General features: G+C 72.6%; 16 protein-coding genes. 8 read left to right on the forward strand and 8 right to left on the reverse strand.

From position 1 onward, the window contains the following. Positions 1 to 75: 75 nt before the first annotated feature. Complete coding sequence (gene gloB, locus ACTJK8_RS13435; protein ID WP_024830893.1) at positions 76 to 852, reverse strand: hydroxyacylglutathione hydrolase; 777 nt, start codon at positions 850 to 852, stop codon at positions 76 to 78. A gap of 160 nt (positions 853 to 1,012) precedes the next feature. On the opposite strand from gloB, the gene ACTJK8_RS13440 reads away from it, so the two are divergent. The 4 genes from ACTJK8_RS13440 (at position 1,013) to ACTJK8_RS13455 (ending at position 4,427) form a co-directional block, all read left to right on the forward strand. Then, the gene (locus ACTJK8_RS13440; protein ID WP_012317919.1) at positions 1,013 to 1,747 is read left to right on the forward strand and encodes a class I SAM-dependent methyltransferase; all 735 of its coding nucleotides are present in this window, start codon (positions 1,013 to 1,015) and stop codon (positions 1,745 to 1,747) included. 5 nt (positions 1,748 to 1,752) lie between these two features. After that, on the forward strand, positions 1,753 to 2,466 hold the full coding sequence (locus tag ACTJK8_RS13445; RefSeq protein ID WP_012317918.1) for a MarC family protein: 714 nt from the start codon (positions 1,753 to 1,755) through the stop codon (positions 2,464 to 2,466). 687 nt (positions 2,467 to 3,153) lie between these two features. Then, positions 3,154 to 3,987 (forward strand): nucleotide-binding protein, encoded by an 834-nt coding sequence (locus ACTJK8_RS13450; RefSeq protein ID WP_012317917.1) that lies wholly within the window; start codon positions 3,154 to 3,156, stop codon positions 3,985 to 3,987. Next, positions 3,984 to 4,427 carry a hypothetical protein gene (locus ACTJK8_RS13455; RefSeq protein WP_012317916.1) on the forward strand — a complete coding sequence of 148 codons (444 nt, stop codon included), beginning with the start codon at positions 3,984 to 3,986 and terminating at the stop codon, positions 4,425 to 4,427. Before ACTJK8_RS13450 ends, ACTJK8_RS13455 begins: the two co-directional genes overlap by 4 nt. A gap of 22 nt (positions 4,428 to 4,449) precedes the next feature. On the opposite strand, the gene pbpC is transcribed toward ACTJK8_RS13455, so the two are convergent. The 4 genes from pbpC to ACTJK8_RS13475 form a co-directional block, all read right to left on the reverse strand. Beyond that, complete coding sequence (gene pbpC, locus ACTJK8_RS13460; protein WP_440762064.1) at positions 4,450 to 6,582, reverse strand: penicillin-binding protein 1C; 2,133 nt, start codon at positions 6,580 to 6,582, stop codon at positions 4,450 to 4,452. A gap of 109 nt (positions 6,583 to 6,691) precedes the next feature. After that, positions 6,692 to 6,907 (reverse strand): hypothetical protein, encoded by a 216-nt coding sequence (locus ACTJK8_RS13465; protein WP_012317914.1) that lies wholly within the window; start codon positions 6,905 to 6,907, stop codon positions 6,692 to 6,694. Positions 6,908 to 7,058: 151 nt separating this feature from the next. Beyond that, positions 7,059 to 10,472 (reverse strand): acyl-[ACP]--phospholipid O-acyltransferase, encoded by a 3,414-nt coding sequence (locus ACTJK8_RS13470; protein ID WP_012317913.1) that lies wholly within the window; start codon positions 10,470 to 10,472, stop codon positions 7,059 to 7,061. 160 nt (positions 10,473 to 10,632) lie between these two features. Next, complete coding sequence (locus ACTJK8_RS13475; RefSeq protein ID WP_012317912.1) at positions 10,633 to 10,902, reverse strand: hypothetical protein; 270 nt, start codon at positions 10,900 to 10,902, stop codon at positions 10,633 to 10,635. Between the two features lie 179 nt (positions 10,903 to 11,081). Here ACTJK8_RS13475 and ACTJK8_RS13480 point away from each other — a divergent pair, with 179 nt between their 5' ends. Both ACTJK8_RS13480 and ACTJK8_RS13485 read left to right on the forward strand, forming a co-directional pair. Then, positions 11,082 to 12,092 carry an SDR family oxidoreductase gene (locus ACTJK8_RS13480; protein WP_012317911.1) on the forward strand — a complete coding sequence of 337 codons (1,011 nt, stop codon included), beginning with the start codon at positions 11,082 to 11,084 and terminating at the stop codon, positions 12,090 to 12,092. 206 nt (positions 12,093 to 12,298) lie between these two features. Further along, a complete protein-coding gene (locus ACTJK8_RS13485) occupies positions 12,299 to 13,174 on the forward strand; it encodes an MBL fold metallo-hydrolase (protein ID WP_012317910.1) in 876 nt (291 codons plus the stop codon). On the opposite strand, the gene ACTJK8_RS13490 is transcribed toward ACTJK8_RS13485, so the two are convergent. The 3 genes from ACTJK8_RS13490 to nthA are packed head-to-tail and all read right to left on the reverse strand — an operon-like array spanning position 13,162 to position 14,797. Beyond that, positions 13,162 to 13,485: a nitrile hydratase accessory protein gene (locus tag ACTJK8_RS13490; protein WP_012317909.1), complete on the reverse strand. Its 324-nt coding sequence runs from the start codon at positions 13,483 to 13,485 to the stop codon at positions 13,162 to 13,164. The genes ACTJK8_RS13485 and ACTJK8_RS13490 overlap by 13 nt on opposite strands. Next, on the reverse strand, positions 13,482 to 14,141 hold the full coding sequence (gene nthB / locus ACTJK8_RS13495; protein ID WP_012317908.1) for a nitrile hydratase subunit beta: 660 nt from the start codon (positions 14,139 to 14,141) through the stop codon (positions 13,482 to 13,484). Before nthB ends, ACTJK8_RS13490 begins: the two co-directional genes overlap by 4 nt. Continuing rightward, entirely contained in the window at positions 14,138 to 14,797 is a 660-nt protein-coding gene (gene nthA / locus ACTJK8_RS13500) for a nitrile hydratase subunit alpha (protein WP_024830902.1), read from the reverse strand. Before nthA ends, nthB begins: the two co-directional genes overlap by 4 nt. Before the next feature lie 202 nt (positions 14,798 to 14,999). On the opposite strand from nthA, the gene ACTJK8_RS13505 reads away from it, so the two are divergent. Beyond that, entirely contained in the window at positions 15,000 to 15,704 is a 705-nt protein-coding gene (locus ACTJK8_RS13505; RefSeq protein ID WP_012317906.1) for a sigma-70 family RNA polymerase sigma factor, read from the forward strand. A gap of 188 nt (positions 15,705 to 15,892) precedes the next feature. Beyond that, positions 15,893 to 16,180 carry a hypothetical protein gene (locus ACTJK8_RS13510; protein ID WP_024830903.1) on the forward strand — a complete coding sequence of 96 codons (288 nt, stop codon included), beginning with the start codon at positions 15,893 to 15,895 and terminating at the stop codon, positions 16,178 to 16,180. Positions 16,181 to 16,233 lie beyond the last annotated feature (53 nt).

The following is a 16,233-nucleotide window of genomic DNA, read 5'->3' on the forward strand; positions in this document are numbered from 1 at the left end:
ATTAGGACCGCTTAAACACCCCTATGTGTCAGTTTGCCTTGAGAAGGCAACAAATTTTTCTCGTTATCACCTGCGTCAGAAGCGGTTCTTCCACGCCCGCAAGGCGACGAACACGGCCTCGGGATCGCTCTGCGGCGGCAGGTCGACGGATTTCGCGAGGGCCGGCTGCCCGCTCCGCAGGAACGGGTTGGTCGCCCGCTCCGCACCCATGGTCGAGGGGATGAGGAAGCGGCCCTCGGCCTGGGCGCGCTCGGCCTCGGCGAGGCGCGCCCTCAGGTCCGGGTTGTCGGGATCGGCCGCCAGGGCGAAGCGGGCGTTGGAGAGTACGTAGTCGTGGCCGCTGAAGACCTGCGTCGCGTCGGGCAGGTCGTCGAAGCGGCGCAGCGAGCGGTAGAGCGTCTCCGGCGGGCTCTCCATCACCCGGCCGCAGCCCAGGGTGAACAGGGTGTCGCCGGCGCAGACGAGGCCGGCCTGCGCGAACCAGTAGGTCACGTGGTCGGCGCAGTGGCCGGGCGTCTCCCAGACCTGCGCCTCGAGGCGGCCGACCGTGACCGTGTCGCCCTCCCGCACGGTCACGTCCACCTGCGGGACCGCGTCGCCGGCCTTGGCGGGGGCGACCACCCGGGCGCCGGTCGCCCGCTTCACCTCCGGGATGCCCTCGACGTGGTCGCCGTGCCGGTGCGTCACGAGGATGTCGGTCAGCCGCCAGCCGGTCTCGTTCAGGGCCCGGAGGACCGGTCCGGCTTCCGGCACGTCGATCGCCGCGCAGGCGCCCGTCTGCGGATCGCGGATCAGCACGCCGATATTGTCGCTGCGGCAGAGGAAGGTGCGAATCTCGGTCTCGGCGGCCATCGGACGGAGTCTCCCAGGAGCGCGAACGGGCGCGGGGCGGCGCGAAAACTGTTGCCGTGAACAGGTGATGGTCCGGCCGGGTTCCTCCGGCGCTTGCCGCGGCGCGCGCGGCTCACCATTGAGTACGACGACCGTTCCGTCCGCGATCTCCTGTTCTCTCATGCGTCTCGACGTCAACGGCTTGCGGGCCTTCTACGCCAGCCCTCTGGGCCGCACGACGCACCGCGTGGTCGGCCGCGCGCTCCACGACTTCCTCGGCTCGGTCTCGGGGCTGCGCGTCCTCGGGATCGGCTACGCCACGCCGTATCTCGGGCCGGTCCACTGCATCGCCGAGCGCACCCTCGCCTTCATGCCGGCCTCGCAGGGCGTGGTGAACTGGCCGAGCACCGGGCGCTCCTGCGCGGCGCTCGCCGATCCCACCATGATGCCGCTGCCGGAGGCCGCCATTGACCGGGTCATCCTGGTCCACGCCCTCGAATCGGTGGAGAGCCCGACGGAGCTGCTGCAGGAGGTCTGGCGGACCCTCACGCCGGGCGGCCGCATGATCCTCGTGGTGCCCAACCGCCGGGGCGTCTGGGCCCGCCGGGAGGCGACGCCGTTCGGCCACGGGCAGCCCTACAGCCGCTCGCAGCTCGGGCGGCTCATGCGCGAGACGCTGTTCTCGCCGGTGAGCTGGGCCGAGACCCTGTACATGCCGCCGGCCCGCTCGCGCCTGATGCTGCGCACCGGGCCCGCCTGGGAGTGGCTCGGCACCGGCCTGTCCCTGCCCTTCGCGGGCCTGCACGTGGTCGACGCGACGAAGCAGCTCTACCGGCCGGTCGCCGTGCAGCAGGTGCGGCGCGCCCGCCGCCTCGCGCCGGCCCGGGTGCTGGTGCCGGCCCCCTCCCCGGGTTGACCCCGATGAGCCTCGACTTCACCACCCAGCAATTCCTGCTGGCCCTGTCGGCCCTGTTCTCGATCGTGAACCCGATCGGGGGCGCCTTCATCTTCGCCCAGGTGGCGGGCGCCTTCAGCCACGCCGAGCGCGTGCTGCTGTCGCGCCGGATCGGCGTCTACGCCGCCCTGGTGATGCTCGGCGCCCTCTGGGCGGGCACGCCGATCCTGAACTTCTTCGGCGTCACCCTGGGGGCGCTGCGCATCGCCGGCGGCCTCGTGGTGATGTCGTCGGCCTGGACCCAGTTGAACCGGCCCGAGGCACGGGAGGCGCGCAAGCAGGCCGAGGCCTCGGGCTCGGCGGGCCGCGGCGCGGCTCCGGCGGAGCCGCCGGGCGATCCCGCGCCCGGTCCCCTCGCCGACATCGCCTTCTTCCCCCTGACGCTCCCGTTCACCACGGGGCCGGGGACGATCGCGGTCGCCATCACCCTGGGGGCCAACCGGCCGGCGGCCTACGCGGAGCGGTTCGGCTTCTACATCGGCGTCACGCTGGCGGCCCTCGCGGTCGCCGCCACGGTCGCGGTCCTCTACGCCTCCGCCGACCGGGTGGTGGCGTTCATCGGCCCGGCCCGCGCCCGGGTGATGGGCCGCCTCTTCGCCTTCCTGCTCCTGTGCGTCGGCACGCAGATCCTGGTGAACGGCCTCGTTGACGTGTTCGCCCCCCTCGCCGCGGCGCGCTGACGTCCGGAAGACTGCCGGAGACGGCCGACCGCGACCGTCGGCCTGTCGAGCAGATCGGGCCTGAGGACCACGGCGCGGCACGCGTTCCCGTTTTCCGGCCAGGCGAATCGCTCGAATTGCCCGGTACGTCCGCGATGTTCCGTATTAAATCGCAGATACTGGCCAATATCGGCTAATATTATCGAGTTTTACAAATATATAAGTTTGTTAAGGATCTCATTTTAGAGCATACGCCGGGATCAAATCTGATCTGATCGGGCTTGCGTCCGGCAAGGGACCGGGCAACATCTTGCCGGTACTCGGCCGCAGTGGGGAAAGCTTCCGGCCGATCCGCCGGCGAAGCAGATCCAGCAACGGAGTGCAGATCGTGGCGACGGACGTCATCGCGAGCCCCCATCGTCGGCGGTCCGCGCCCGGGCCCCGACCGAGAGGCGGCCGAACGGCCGCGACGCCGTCGGCGGTCGATCGGCAGGCCCGCGACCGCGGCCCTGCCCGTGCCGGCCCGGGCCCGATCGGATTCCGCGCTTGAGAAGACCCGGGAGCCCCGTGCGCGATCGCGCCGTCGAGGATTCCGGCCCGCCGCCGCGGACCGTGCGTCCGGGCCCGGCCCCGTGAGCCCTCGAGATCCCGCAGGCCGGTGCCGCGCGCGCCGCGGCCAACAGGCACGTATCAGCAAGGAGACACCGCATGACCGACACGACGCAGATCAAGGTTCCGGCCTGGTACAGCCCGGACGAGATCCAGGACATCCAGCGCGATCTTCTGGGCGCCGCCGCGAAGGTTCTCGTGCTCTGCCTCGGCGGCAAGGGCGGTGTCGGCAAGACGACCATCGCCCTCCAGGTGGCCGATCTCTGCGCGGAGGTCGGTCCGGTGCTGGCGATCGACACCGACCCGGCCAACCGGCACTTCCACACCGCGCTCATGCAGGAGACCATCCCCGGCAGCGACAACTTCGTTCCGCGCCGCCCCGGACTCACCGCCGTCCGGCAGCGCCTGCGCGCCGAGGACAGCACGGGCCGCGTCGACCCGACCCTGTGCCAGGACCTGATCGAGCGCGTGACCGAGGCGGCCGAGCGCTTCGTCGTGGTCGACTTCCCGGCCGGCGACACCGAGACGACCCGCCGCTGCACCGAGATCATCGTGGAGAGCTGCCGGGAGGCGAATGTCCGCCTCGCCGTGGTGGTCGCGGCCGGCGCGGTGGATCCCACAGCCCTGGAGGTCCTGCGCGAGCTCCGGCCCATGCTGATCGAGTGCGACCGGGCGATCCTGGCGAAGAACACCGCCCAGGCGACCAATTTCGACTATCTCGAATCGTCCGACCTCGTGCGAGCTCTGCGGAAGCAGTCGAACTTTCGCGTCATCGAGATCGAGCGGATCGGCGAGCGGCTGATCGAGGCCCTGCGGGTCCAGAACATGACCTGGCAGGCCTTGGCAAACAGCGCGCCGATGCGCCTGCGGGTCGAGGGCCGCCGCCTGCGGCGCAACTTCCACACGGCGTGGCGGGATGCCCTCCGGCCGTGACCAACCTCGAGCGGTTCTACCGGTCGGTCCACGGCCGCGATCTCCAGCCCTGGGAGCGTCAGCTCGCGGTGCGGATCGCGGCCGCCTTGAACACCACGACGGACGACGACTTCGTCGTCCACCTGTTGCTGGTGTACATGTCCACCAACGCCATCACGAACATGTACAACGAGCTGGTGGCGGCGCGGAACGGTCTCGCCGAACACAACCGGGACCTCATCCAGGCGCTGACGGCCGATCTGCGGCGCAACCGGCTGGTCACCGCCGTGCTGCTCGGCGCGGCAGCCCTCGGCGTGCTCGTGAGCGTCGGGATCCTCGGCACCGTCCTCAACCTGTCTTACGGGTCCGCCGCCAGCGCGGCGCGCCTCGCCGCGGCGCTGGAATCCTGCGAGTCGCGCGGCCCGGCCGGCGCCCAGCGCGGCCTCGGGATCGGTCGCTGAGCCGAGGGACCCCGCCGTCGGCTCACTCGAGCCGGACGGACACGCTGTCGCTGGCGCCGGTCGCGTCGAGGACCGAGATCCGCGCGAAGCCCGCGCCGCCCGGGGCCCACTCGGCCCGGCGCCGCGGCGTCTGAACGACCGGCTGACCGTCCACCAGCCACGTGAGCGGCGGCACGCCGCCCAGGGCCTTGAGGGCGAGGCCCGGGCCGCCCTCCGCGGCGCCGTGCCGATCCGCCGCGAGGCCGAGATCGATCCGCGCTCCGTCCGGCGGATAGGCGATCCGCAGCGCCGGTCCCGCCGCCTCGGCCGCCTCGCGCCGCAGGTGCCGCAGCGGCGGCGGCAGGCTCCCCGTTCCGACCACCAGCGCGTCCCGCGGCTGGGGGACCGGCTCGGGCTCGGTCCCGAGGCGCGCGAAGGCGTCGAACAGGATCGGCGCCGCGACGGTGCGGCCCACGAGCCCCGGCACCGCGGCCCCGTCCGGGCGCCCGGCCCAGACGACGACCGTCGCGTGACGGTCGAAGCCGGCCGCCCAGGCGTCGCGGTACCCGTAGGAGGTGCCGGTCTTGTAGGCGATGCGGTTCGGCAGGGCATTCTCCGGCGGCGGCGTGCCGCGCAGGATGTCGGCGACGTACCAGGCCGCGACGGGCTCCGCGACGCGGTGCCGGGATTCGGCCGCGGCCCCGTCGGCGCGGCGGAGCAGGTCCGGAACCGCGCCGCCGCGCGCGAGTCCGGCGTAGAGCCGCGCGAGGTCGGTGACCGTGATGCCGAGGCCGCCGAGCGCGACCGGCAGCCCCGGGGCCGCGTCCCGCGGGAGCTGGATCCCGGCACCTGCGGCGCGCAGCCGGGCGATGAAGCGGGCGGGACCGACCGCATCCATCAGTTCGACCGCCGGCACGTTGAGCGAGAGCTGCAGGGCTCGCCGGGCCGTGACCGTGCCCTGGAAGGTCAGGTCGAAATTCTCCGGCGCGTAGCTCGCCGAGAAGCGCGCCGGGCGATCCTCCAGCAGGGTCTCGGGATGCGCGAGACCGTCCGCGAAGGCCATGGCGTAGACGAACGGCTTCAGCGCGGAGCCGGGCGAGCGCACCGCCAGGGTCATGTCGATGGCGCCGCGCCGGGCAGGGTCCAGGTAGCCGGCGCTGCCGACCTGGGCGAGCACCCGACCGTCGCGGTTGTCGAGGACGAGGATCGCGGCCGAGAGGTCCGGACCGGCGGCGGCGGCGCGCTCGGCCGCCAGGACCTCCAGCCGCTCCTGCAGGCGCCCGTCGATCGCGAGGCGGATCGTGGCGGCACCGGGATCGGCCGCCACCGCCTCCTCGGCGGCGTGCGCCGCGAGCATCGGGAACGGCCTGCGCGCCGTCGGCACCGGCTCGGCCCGGGCGGCGTCGGCCTCCGCCGCCGTGAGGATGCCCCGCGCGACCGCCACCGCGAGGACCCGGTCGCGGGCGGCGCGGGCGCGCTCGGGGAACCGGTCCGGACGGCGGGTCTCGGGCGATTGCGGCAGGGCGACGAGCAGGGCCGCCTGCGCGGCGGTCAGCCGGACCGGCTCGCGCCCGAAATACGCGACGCTCGCCGCCCGGACGCCCTCGAGCGGGCCGCCATAGGGGGCCAGCGCCAGGTAGAGATCGAGCAGCCCGGCCTTGCCGAGGCGCCGCTCCAGCGTGACCGCCCGCACCATCTGGCGGAGCTTGGCCTCGAGCGACCGCTCGCGCCGCGGCTCGACGAGGCGTGCCACCTGCATCGACAGGGTGGAGGCGCCGGACACGATGCGGCCGCGCGTCAGCCACTGGCCGGCGGCGCGCAGCACCGCGGCCGGGTCGATGCCGGGATGCGCGGCGAAGCGGCGATCCTCGTAGGCGAGCAGCATCGCCCGGTAGCGCGGATCGACCGCCTCCGCGGTGACCGGCAGGCGCCAGCGCCCGTCCGCCGTCGCGAAGGGGCGCAGCAGCGTGCCGGACCGGTCCAGCACCACCGTCGAGCGCGATTCGGCCCCGGCCAGGTCGAGCGGCGGCAGCGTGCCGGCGTAGCGCCAGAGCGCAACCGCGCCGGCCCCCAGCAGGCCGAGCCCGAGCGCCGCCGCTCCCAGCGCCGCGCGCAGGCCCCTCGCCCGCTTCCGAGGAGGCGCCGGCGCGCGCGGATCCGACCCGTCCTGCGGCACGCATCCTCCCGGTCTCGGCTCCGACAGCGCAGGATCCCGTGTTCCCGCGCGATCGACAAGCCCCCGGACCAATCGGCGTCCCGGGCGCCGGCCCGGCTGCGGCCGGACCCTACGCCGTCCCGACGCCCCGCAGGTCCTCGAAGGCGGCGCGATCCGGGCGATTCACCCGGACCGGGAACGGCACGACGTTCGAAGGCATCGGGGCGGTCGCTGTCTCAGGGGGCTGCGCCGCCTTGTGCGCCTTGCCGGGCTTCGCCCACCGCTCGATCCGCTTGAAGTAGGTCCGCCTCGCCAGCCAAGCCGGAACTCGCCTGCTCTTCTGCATGATCTGTCCCTCGCCGTTGCGTACCGAGTCCCCCGCAGACCCGCGCCCCGAACGCGTCAAGCGGTTCGAATCACGGCTGTATTCACGATACGAGCGGATCCCGGGGAGCCCCGCATCCCCCGTTTGGGTGACGCGCGCGCGGGCGCGACCGTCAGGCCGCCGCGTTCTCCTTCGCCCGCTCCAGCGCGAGCTTCGTGACGGCCACCTGGTCGACCTTGCCGGTGCCGAGCATCGGGATCGCGTCCAGCACCGCCACCTCGGCGGGGATCGCGACGTCGGAGGCGCCACGACCCTTGGCGAAGCTCTGGTAGGCGGCCCGGGTCGCACCCTTCTCCTGCGTGAACAGGATCAGCCGCTCGCCCTTGCGCGCGTCCGGCACCGCCGCCACCGCGCTCGGACGGTCGGGCCAGAGTTCGGCGGCCAGCGCCTCGATGCCGGCGAGCGACACCATCTCGCCGGCGATCTTCGCGAAGCGCTTGGCCCGGCCCTTGATGGTGACGAAGCCCATCGCGTCGATCGCCACGATGTCGCCGGTGTCGTGCCAGCCGCCCGGCGGCGGCTCCAGCACGCCGGGCTTCTCGGCGCGCAGGTAGCCCAGCATGATGTTCGGCCCGCGCAGGGACAGGCGGCCGCCCTCGTCGATCCCCGGCACCGGCTCGAGGCGGGTCTCGATGCCGGGCAGGATCCGCCCGACCGTGCCGAAGCGGTTGAACATCGGCGTGTTGAGCGCCACGACCGGCCCGCACTCGGTGACGCCGTAGCCCTCCAGGATGCGCAGCCCGAACTTCTCCGCCCAGGTCTTCCGGGTGGTCTCCTTCACGGCCTCGGCGCCGGCCACGACGTAGCGCAGGGAGCGCAGGTCGTAGGAATGGGCCGCGCGGGCGTAGCCCGTCAGGAACGTGTCGGTCCCGAACAGCACCGTGCTGTTCGAGCCGTAGATCAGCTCCGGCACGATCCGGTAGTGGAGCGGTGACGGGTAGAGGTAGACCGGCACCCCCGAGACCAGGGGCAGGACCAGCCCGGCCGTGAGCCCGAAGGCGTGGAACACCGGCAGGACGTTGAACACCTTGTCCATCGGTCCGAAATCGATCCGGGCCGCCACCTGCGCCACGTTGGCGAGCATGCAGCGGTTGGCGAGCACCACGCCCTTCGGCGTGCCCTCGCTGCCCGAGGTGAACAGGACCGCCCCCGGATCCTCGCCGGAGCGCGCCACCAGGGGACGGCGCGGCGCCAGGAGGCCGCGGATCTTGTCCCCCATCGTGATCCCGGCCCGCACGTCCTCCAGGTAGATCAGCTCGACCGATCCGCGGATCGCCTCCACGAGCGGCCCCAGGCGCCCCTTCTCGATGAAGGCCCGCGAGGTCAGGATCTTGCCGACCTCCGCTGCCCGGCAGGCCGAGAGCACGTTGGCGGGGCCGGCGGAGAAGTTGATCATCGCCGGCACCCGGCCCGCGGAGGCCAGGGCGAACAGCGTCACCGCGGCGCCGTTGGCGTTCGGCAGCATGACGCCGATCCGGCCGCCCACGGGCGCCAGCGGCATCAGCTTGCGGCCGAGCACGTTGGCGCCCATCACGAGCCGGCTGTAGCTGAGGCGGCCGCCGACCGGGTCCTCCAGGGCGTTGCGGCCCCAGCCGTGGCGCTCGCCCGCTTCGATCAGCGCCGCCATCAGGCCGCGGTCGATGTCGGCGGTGCGGAACACGAGGTCCGACATGATCCCGTAGAGGGCGGCGCCCGCCGCCTGCCGCCGCGCCTTGCCCTTGAGCGCGGGGTCCACGGTCAGCCGCACCGGCGGCATCACCGTCACGGTCACCTTGGGCCACCAGCGGCGGCGCACCTGCCCGCGCGACAGCCGCGAGAAGACCGTGCGCTCCAGGCCGTCGAGCTTCACCGGGACGACCATCGCGCCCGACTTGTCGGCGATCAGCCCGGCGCCGTCGTAGACCTTCATCAGGCTGCCGGTGACCGTGAGCCGGCCCTCCGGGAAGATGATCAGGGTCTCGCCGCCCTTGACCGCGTTGATCAGCGTCCGGGTGGCGAGCGGCCGGGTCGGGTCGAGCGGCATCGCCTTGGTGACGCGCAGGAACGGCCGGACCCACCAGCGCTGCGCGATGCCGCTGTCGATGGCGAAGACCGGCTCCTGGTCGAGGAGCGACAGGGCGAGCGGCGCGTCGAGGAACGAGACGTGGTTGAGGGCCACGATGGCGTTCGGCCCGGCCGCCGCGAGGTTGTCGAAGCCGCGCACCTCCAGCCGGTAGAACGCCCGGAACAGGATCGACAGGGCGTCGCGGAACGGGCTGGTCGGCAGGGTCGCGAACACGACTGCGCCGACGATCAGGTTCAGCACCGCCACCACGGCGAGCAGGCTCGCGATCGTGAGGCCCGCGCCCTGCAGCGCCGCCAGTGCCAGGGTGCCGGCGACCATGAAGGCCGCCGTCATGACGTTGACCGCGCCGATGATCCGCGCGCGCATCGCCTTCTCGGCCCAGGCCTGCACGGCCGCGAAGGACGGGACGATGTAGAGGCCGCCGGAGATCGCCAGCCCGAGGAAGTCGATGCCGGTGCGCAGGCCGTGGCCGGTCTGCAGGAAGCCGAGGGGGCCGATCGGCTCGGCGGGCGGTGCCGGCAGGTGGCCGACCGTCCAGGCGAGGTCGAGGCCGAACAGGCCCATCAGCACCGCGCCGACCGGCGTCGGCAGCAGCACGATCCGGCCGCTGGCGAGCCACGAGGCGAGGCCGGACCCGACGGCGATGCCGATCGAGAACAGCGCGAGCAGCAGCGTGATCACCGTCTCGGTGCCGTTGAAGGCGCCCCGCACCAGCACCGGCAGCAGCGACAGCACCACCACGCCGACCAGCCAGAACCAGCTCACGGTGAGCGAGCCGCGCCACAGCCGCGTGTCGGCCCAGAGGTCGCGCAGCAGCGCGTAGGTCGAGCGGGCGACGTTCGGGTCGACGCGCAGGTCCGGCGCCCCCTCCCCGGTCGGCGGGATCATCCGGGCCGAGAGCCAGCACAGGACGGCGAAGCCCATCACCAGGGCGCCGAACAAGAGGCCCGAGCCGCCCATCGCCGAGGCCGCGCCGGCCGCGATCGTGCCCAGCAGGATCGCCAGGAAGGTCGCCGCCTCCACGAGGGCGTTGCCGGCGGGCAGCTCCTCGCGGCGGAGATGGTCCGGCAGGATCCCGTACTTGATCGGGCCGAACAGCGCCGCGATCGTCCCGAACAGGCCCAGAGCCACGAACAGGACCGGGATCGAGTGCAGCAGGAAGCCGAGCACCGCGGTGCCGGCCGCGAAGATCTCGGCGAACTTGAGCCGCCGCGCCATGAGGGCCTTGTCGTAGCGGTCGGCCCACTGGCCGCCGAGACCCGACAGGATGAAGAACGGCCCGATGAACACCGCGCTCGCGAGCGTCACCAGGACACCGGCATGGGCGTCCGCCTGGCCGCCGATCCCGAACAGGATCAGGAAGGCGAGCGCGTTCTTGAGGAAGTTGTCGTTGAACGCCGAGAAGAACTGGCACCAGAACAGCGGCGCGAAGCGCCGCGCAGTCATCAGGGTACGGAACATGGCGATCTCTCGGTTCCGAACCTGACTGGCCCACGAGAGACGGTCAGGTCAAATCGGACCGAGACGAACGCACAGGGATCGCGGGCGTCGCGTGGTCGAGCCGTGCGGGCCGGCACCGCCGGCCGCCGCGCCGCCCGGCCGCGGATCGGCGCCCGCGCCGTCAGGCCTTGTGGACGAGGCGGCCTCTCCGCGCGGCGGCGGCCCCGGCGTGCCGGGCGATGAACGTGTGCAGGGCGGCGCCGAGATCGTAGGACCAGTAGACGTGGGCCGCGACGGCCGAGATCACGAGGAGCGCGGCACCGACCGCGCAGGCCGGCACGAGCAGCAGGCCGGTCAGGACCATCCCGACGGCGGTCCGCTCGGCCAGGGACGCCTGCGGCCACGGATCGATCGGGAGCGAGAGCAGGGAGAAGCGTCGTCCAGTGCGCATGGCTGCGACCCTCGATGGTTCGGCATGACGCGGTACGACCAGTCAACAGCGGCCACCGTCGGACGTTGCGTCCCGGACCGCGAAATCGGCGGCCCCCGTGACGTTCCGGACCGGCCCGGCGGCGCAACCGAGCGCGCCGCACCGGGTTGCCGGTTCGGTCTCTCGAGGATGAGGTGGGTATGGCACGGGTTGCGGTCGTTACCGGGGGCACGGCCGGAATCGGTCTCGCCACCGCGCATGAATTCGCCGCGCGCGGCTGGTCGGTGGCGGTGATCGCGCGGGATCCTGGCCGTCTCGCCGCCGCCGAGCGGGCGCTGGCCGCCTACGGCCAGCCGGTGCTGGCGATCGGCGCCGACGTCGCCGAGCCGGAGGCCGTGGACGCCGCCGCCGAGCGGGTGGAGCGCGAACTCGGCCCGATCCGCGCGTGGGTCAACAACGCCATGTCGACGGTGGTGAACCCGGCCGACCGAATCACTCCGGACGAGTACCGGCGGGTCACCGAGACCACCTATCTCAGCCAGGTCTACGGGACGCTCGCCGCCCTGCGCTTCATGAAGCGCCGCGACCGCGGCGCGATCATCCAGGTCTCGTCGGGACTCGCGATCCGGGCGGCGCCGCTGCAGGCACCCTACTGCGCGGCGAAGTTCGCGGTCTCGGGCTTCACCGACGCCCTGCGCTGCGAGCTGCTGCACGACCGGGTCAATGTCAGCCTCAGCGTGATCTACCTGCCGGCGGTCAACACGCCCCAGTTTAACTGGGCGCGCAACCGCACCGGCCACCGCCAGTACGCGCCGGATCCGGTCTTCGACCCGCGGCTCTGCGCCGAGGCGATCCTGTACGCGGTCGAGCACCCGCGCCGCGAGGTCTGGGTCGGACGGTCGTCGGCGATGATGGCGGCTGCCCAGGCGCTGGCGCCGGCGCTCGCCGACCGCAAGGCCGCCTCCATGTGGGCGGCGCAGCTCTCCGACGAGACCATCCCCGAGATGGACGGCAACCTCTACGAAGCTGTGCCCGGCCCGGTCGGGATCGACGGGCGCTTCATCGGCCGGACCAAGGCGAGCCGCGGAGAGTTCGTCACGAGCCGGACCCGCGACGTCGTGGTCGGCGGCCTCGTCGGGCTGGCCCTCGTCGGCCTCGCCGGCACCGTCCACGCCGCCCGCTCGGCGCGCCGGCGGCCGGAGCGGATCTGACGGCTGCGCCCGTGCGCGCCGCCTGCTAAGCCCGTTCCGATCGATAGGCCCGCCGCCGTCGTCGCGAGCGGTGCGAAGCCATCCCGTTGCGCCGCCCCCGCCGAGGTCGCGCTGCCCTGGGTCGCTTCGCTCCGCTCGCGGCGGCGGAGAAGGCGACTGAGACTGCGGCCGCATCACACGCGCCGCCCCCGAAGAGGTCCACGACGATGCCCGGCTATCTGCCCTTCGCGGGCGCCCTGAAGCTGCCCGCCTATACCTGCGACAATTGCGGGTTCTGGCAGCGGCACTTCGAGGCGCCGGCCGCCTGCCCGATGTGCCTCGACGCCCGCCACGTCGTGCCGCAGGACGGGTGGCGCTTCCGCACCGCCCGCGAGGCGCAGGAGGCCTTCCCCTGCCACTGGCAGGAACTCGAGCCCGGCGTCTGGCGCTTCTGGAACGAGCCGGTCTCCGGCATCGGCCCGTCCGCCTACCTGATCCAGACCGAGCACGGGAACATGGGCTTCGAGGGCTGCCCGGTCTTCAGCGAGGCCGCCCTCGACCAGATCGAGCGGCTCGGCGGGATGACCGTCCTCTCGGCCTCGCACCCGCACTCCTACGGGGCGCTGCCGCAGCTCCAGGACCGGTTCGACCCGGAGCTGTGCCTGCCGGCGGCCGACTTCACCTGGAGTGCCGCGCTCCAGGTGAGCTGGCCCTACGACGATTTTCTGGAGCCGCTGCCGGGGTTGGAGCTGCACCGCACCGCGGGTCATTTCGATGGCCACGCGATCCTGTACGACCGTGGGCGAAAAATCTGCTTCTGCGGCGACGCGCTGAAGTTCGAGCTCGACCCCGCGGATTTCCGCCGGGCCACCACGATCTCGGCCCACAAGGCCTTCGTGCGCGGGGTGCCGCTCACGCCGAGCGAGCTGCGCCGCTACCGCGACGTGTTCGAGCGCCTCGACTTCGCCCAGACCTGGACGCCGTTCGAGCCCGCCCGGAATTGCGGGCGGCCCGAGGTCCTGGCCCTGCTCGACCAGCTGATGAGCGGCCGGTCGCACGCCGCGCCGGTGCCGCTCGACAGCCTGCGGGTTCAGGGCCGGTAGAGCGGGTCGTTCTCCAGGCGGATCGGCTGGCCGTGGGGCGTCGCCTCCGCGGCCCGCAGGAAGGCCTCGGTCCGCGCCGCGACGCTCTCGGGTCCCGCCACGCCGCGCTCGGCCAGGAGCGCCTCCAGCGTCGCGAGCCACGCGCCGTAATCGGCCGCCTGCTCGGGAGACTCGGCCGGCCGGATCTGCCGGCCGAGCCGGTCCGCCCATTCCGACCACGTGAACAGCCCGGATTCGCGCAGGGAGACCACCAGCGCGAAGACCTGCGCCTCCCAGGGCGCCGCGAAGGGGCTGGGCGACGGCGCGGTCACGCGGGGTCCAGGTACGGTTCGAAGGCCGCCACCGTGACGACGCCCCCCGGGTCGCCGCTCTCGCCCCATAGCTCCCGCGCCGTGAAGGCGACCGTGTAGAGCCAGGTCGGGTTCTCGCCCGCCCCGTAGGCGTTGGTGTCGGGGAAGACGAAGACCCCGTCGACGCGCACGATCCGGCCGCGCTTGCCGCGCACGTAGCGGGGCAGCCGCGTGTGGCCGGTCGGGTGGATGTTGCGGGCCAGGACGGCGTCGTCCACCGCGAAGCGCGCCGGGGCGTCGGCGGCGCGGCTGCTCGGGAAGCCGGCCCGGAAGCGCTGTTCCAGGCCCTCGCGGGCCAGGACCCGCGCGACGGGCTTGGCCGGCTCCGCGGAGCGGCCGGACTCGATCTCGGCCGGCGTCGCCAGCCCCGTGGCGACGACCTGCTTCTCCAGGGCCTTGAGCCAGATCTCGTAGTAGCTCGACGCGAGGTATTCCGCGGGCGGCAGGGATTCGCGGTTGGCCCGGCTGCCGTCGAGGTTCCAGGCGCCCGTGTAGCCCATGGCCATCGCCAGCGCGAAGACGCGGCGCTCCCACGCGGCGTGGAAGACCGGCTCGTCCGGCTCCGGCACCACCGGCCCGAAGCCGTGCGCGCCGCCGAGATCCTGGGCCCCGTTCATACCGGCATCTCCGCGGGGGCGGCCGGGATCGCCTCGGGCAGCCCCGTGCCGATCATGGAATCGCGCGTGACGAGGGCGGCCAGGGCCTCCTCTGAGAAGCCGTCGGTCCCGGCCGGCCGCATCGGCAGGACCATGTAGCGGGTCTCGGCCGTCGAGTCCCAGACGGTGATGCGGGTCGTTTCCGGCAGCGTCACCCCGAACTCGGCGAGCACGCCGCGCGGGTCGATCACCGCCCGGGCCCGGTAGGGCGGCGCCTTGTACCAGACCGGCGGCAGGCCGAGCACCGGCCACGGGTAGCAGGAGCACAGGGTGCAGACGACGAGGTTGTGGATCTCCGGCGTGTTCTCGACGACCACCATGTGCTCGCCGCCGCGGCCGCCGATCCCGAGTTCGGCGATGGCCGGCGTGGCGTCGGCCAGGAGCCGCGCCCGGAAGGCGGGATCGGTCCAGGCCCGGGCCACGACGCGGGCGCCCGCGTGCGGGCCGACCTTGGTCTCGTAGAGCTCGACCAGGGCATCGAGGGCCGCCGGGTCGACGTAGCCCTTCTCGGTGAGCAGCGATTCCAGGGCGCGCACCCGGGCCTCGACCGGCGACAGGTCGCTGCCGTGGTGGTGATCGTGATGATCATGCGAGTGCTGCGCGTGATCGTGACTCATCCCGCTCTCCTGACTGCCCGCAATCTGCATCGCCCGGCCCGCCGCCGCCAGCCCGGGAAGGCGGATCCGGCCGGCGTTGTCACCTCGGGCACTCTGCCTAAATTCCCTGTCACACTCGGGAGCGTTTGGCATAGGTTCAGAATTTTATCGCTACCGACGTTAGAGCTATTCTAGTATGCCAGCGTGGGAGGCGGAAACGTTCATGACTGAGGACGTTGCGGACCGGCCAGATGCAACTGCGGGCACCCGGGACGGGGCCGGCTACGCCGCGTCCATCGGCCAGCACCTCGCCCTGCCGATCCGGGAGTATTTCAAGGTCGTCGAGCTGGAGCCCCTGCCGGCGCAGCTCGCCGCGCTGGTATCGCGCTTCGAGGCGGCGGTCACGGCGCACGGGGAGACGGTGCCCTTCGACTTCCGCGGCGACATCATCAAGGCGCTGCCGGCCCTGCGCACCTTCGCCCTGTCGCTCGTGGGCGACGTGAGCCGCGCCGACGACTTGGTGCAGGAGACCTTCGTGAAGGCCTGGGCGAACCAGGAGCGGTTCCGGCCCGGCACCAACTTCACCGCGTGGCTGTTCACGATCCTGCGCAACCAGTTCTACACCGATCTGCGCAAGACGCGGCGGGAGGTGGAGGACGTGGACGGGACGCATGCCGGTCAGATGACCAGCCCGTCCGACCAGGAGGATGCCAGCACCCTCAAGGTCGTCTGGGAGCGTCTCGGCGACCTGCCGTCGGCGCAGCGCCAAGCGCTGCTGCTGGTGGGCGCCGAGGGCCACACCTACGAGGAGGCCGCGATCATGCTCGGCTGCCAGGTCGGCACCGTGAAGAGCCGCGTGAGCCGGGCCCGGTCGTCGCTCCTCGATACCCTCGGTGTCGTCGTGGCTGGGCAGGCTCCGGCCGCGTGATCGGCCGAGCCCCCGGCGGCACGGCCTGACGCGGCCTCGTTCCGGCGCGGGGCGCGACGCGTTCCGGCGCCGCCGCACCCTGGACGTGGATCAACCGCAGGACCTGCGCCGGTCCTGTGCGCGTCCTCACGATGGCCGGAAGTCGCGGCCTGTAGGATCGATGTCAGTCATCGATTCGAGGTGGGCCCATGCAACACTTGTCAGCAGAGAACGGCCGGGTGGCGGCGTGGTGCGCGAAGCATCCGGTCTTCCTCGCCTTCGGTCTGTGCGCCTTCGGCCTCGCCGTCGCCGCCGCGGTCTGGGGGCTCGGGATCCTCTCGTCGGCCACGGCCACGGTTGTTGCCGCCCTCTATGGTGTCTTCCTCGGCGCCTTCCTCATGGAGTACTTCAGGATCAACGAAATCGTCAGAGCGGTGCGATCGATCTGGTCCGCACTGACGGGCATCTGGTGGCTGTTGACCTTCTGGCGGGCGTGACGGGACCGCGGATCCCGCCTCACCATCGGCGGACGCCGGAGGCGAGAGCCTCG

The sequence above is a fragment of the Methylobacterium sp. 22177 genome, assembly GCF_052045615.1.
Lineage (GTDB): Bacteria > Pseudomonadota > Alphaproteobacteria > Rhizobiales > Beijerinckiaceae > Methylobacterium > Methylobacterium radiotolerans.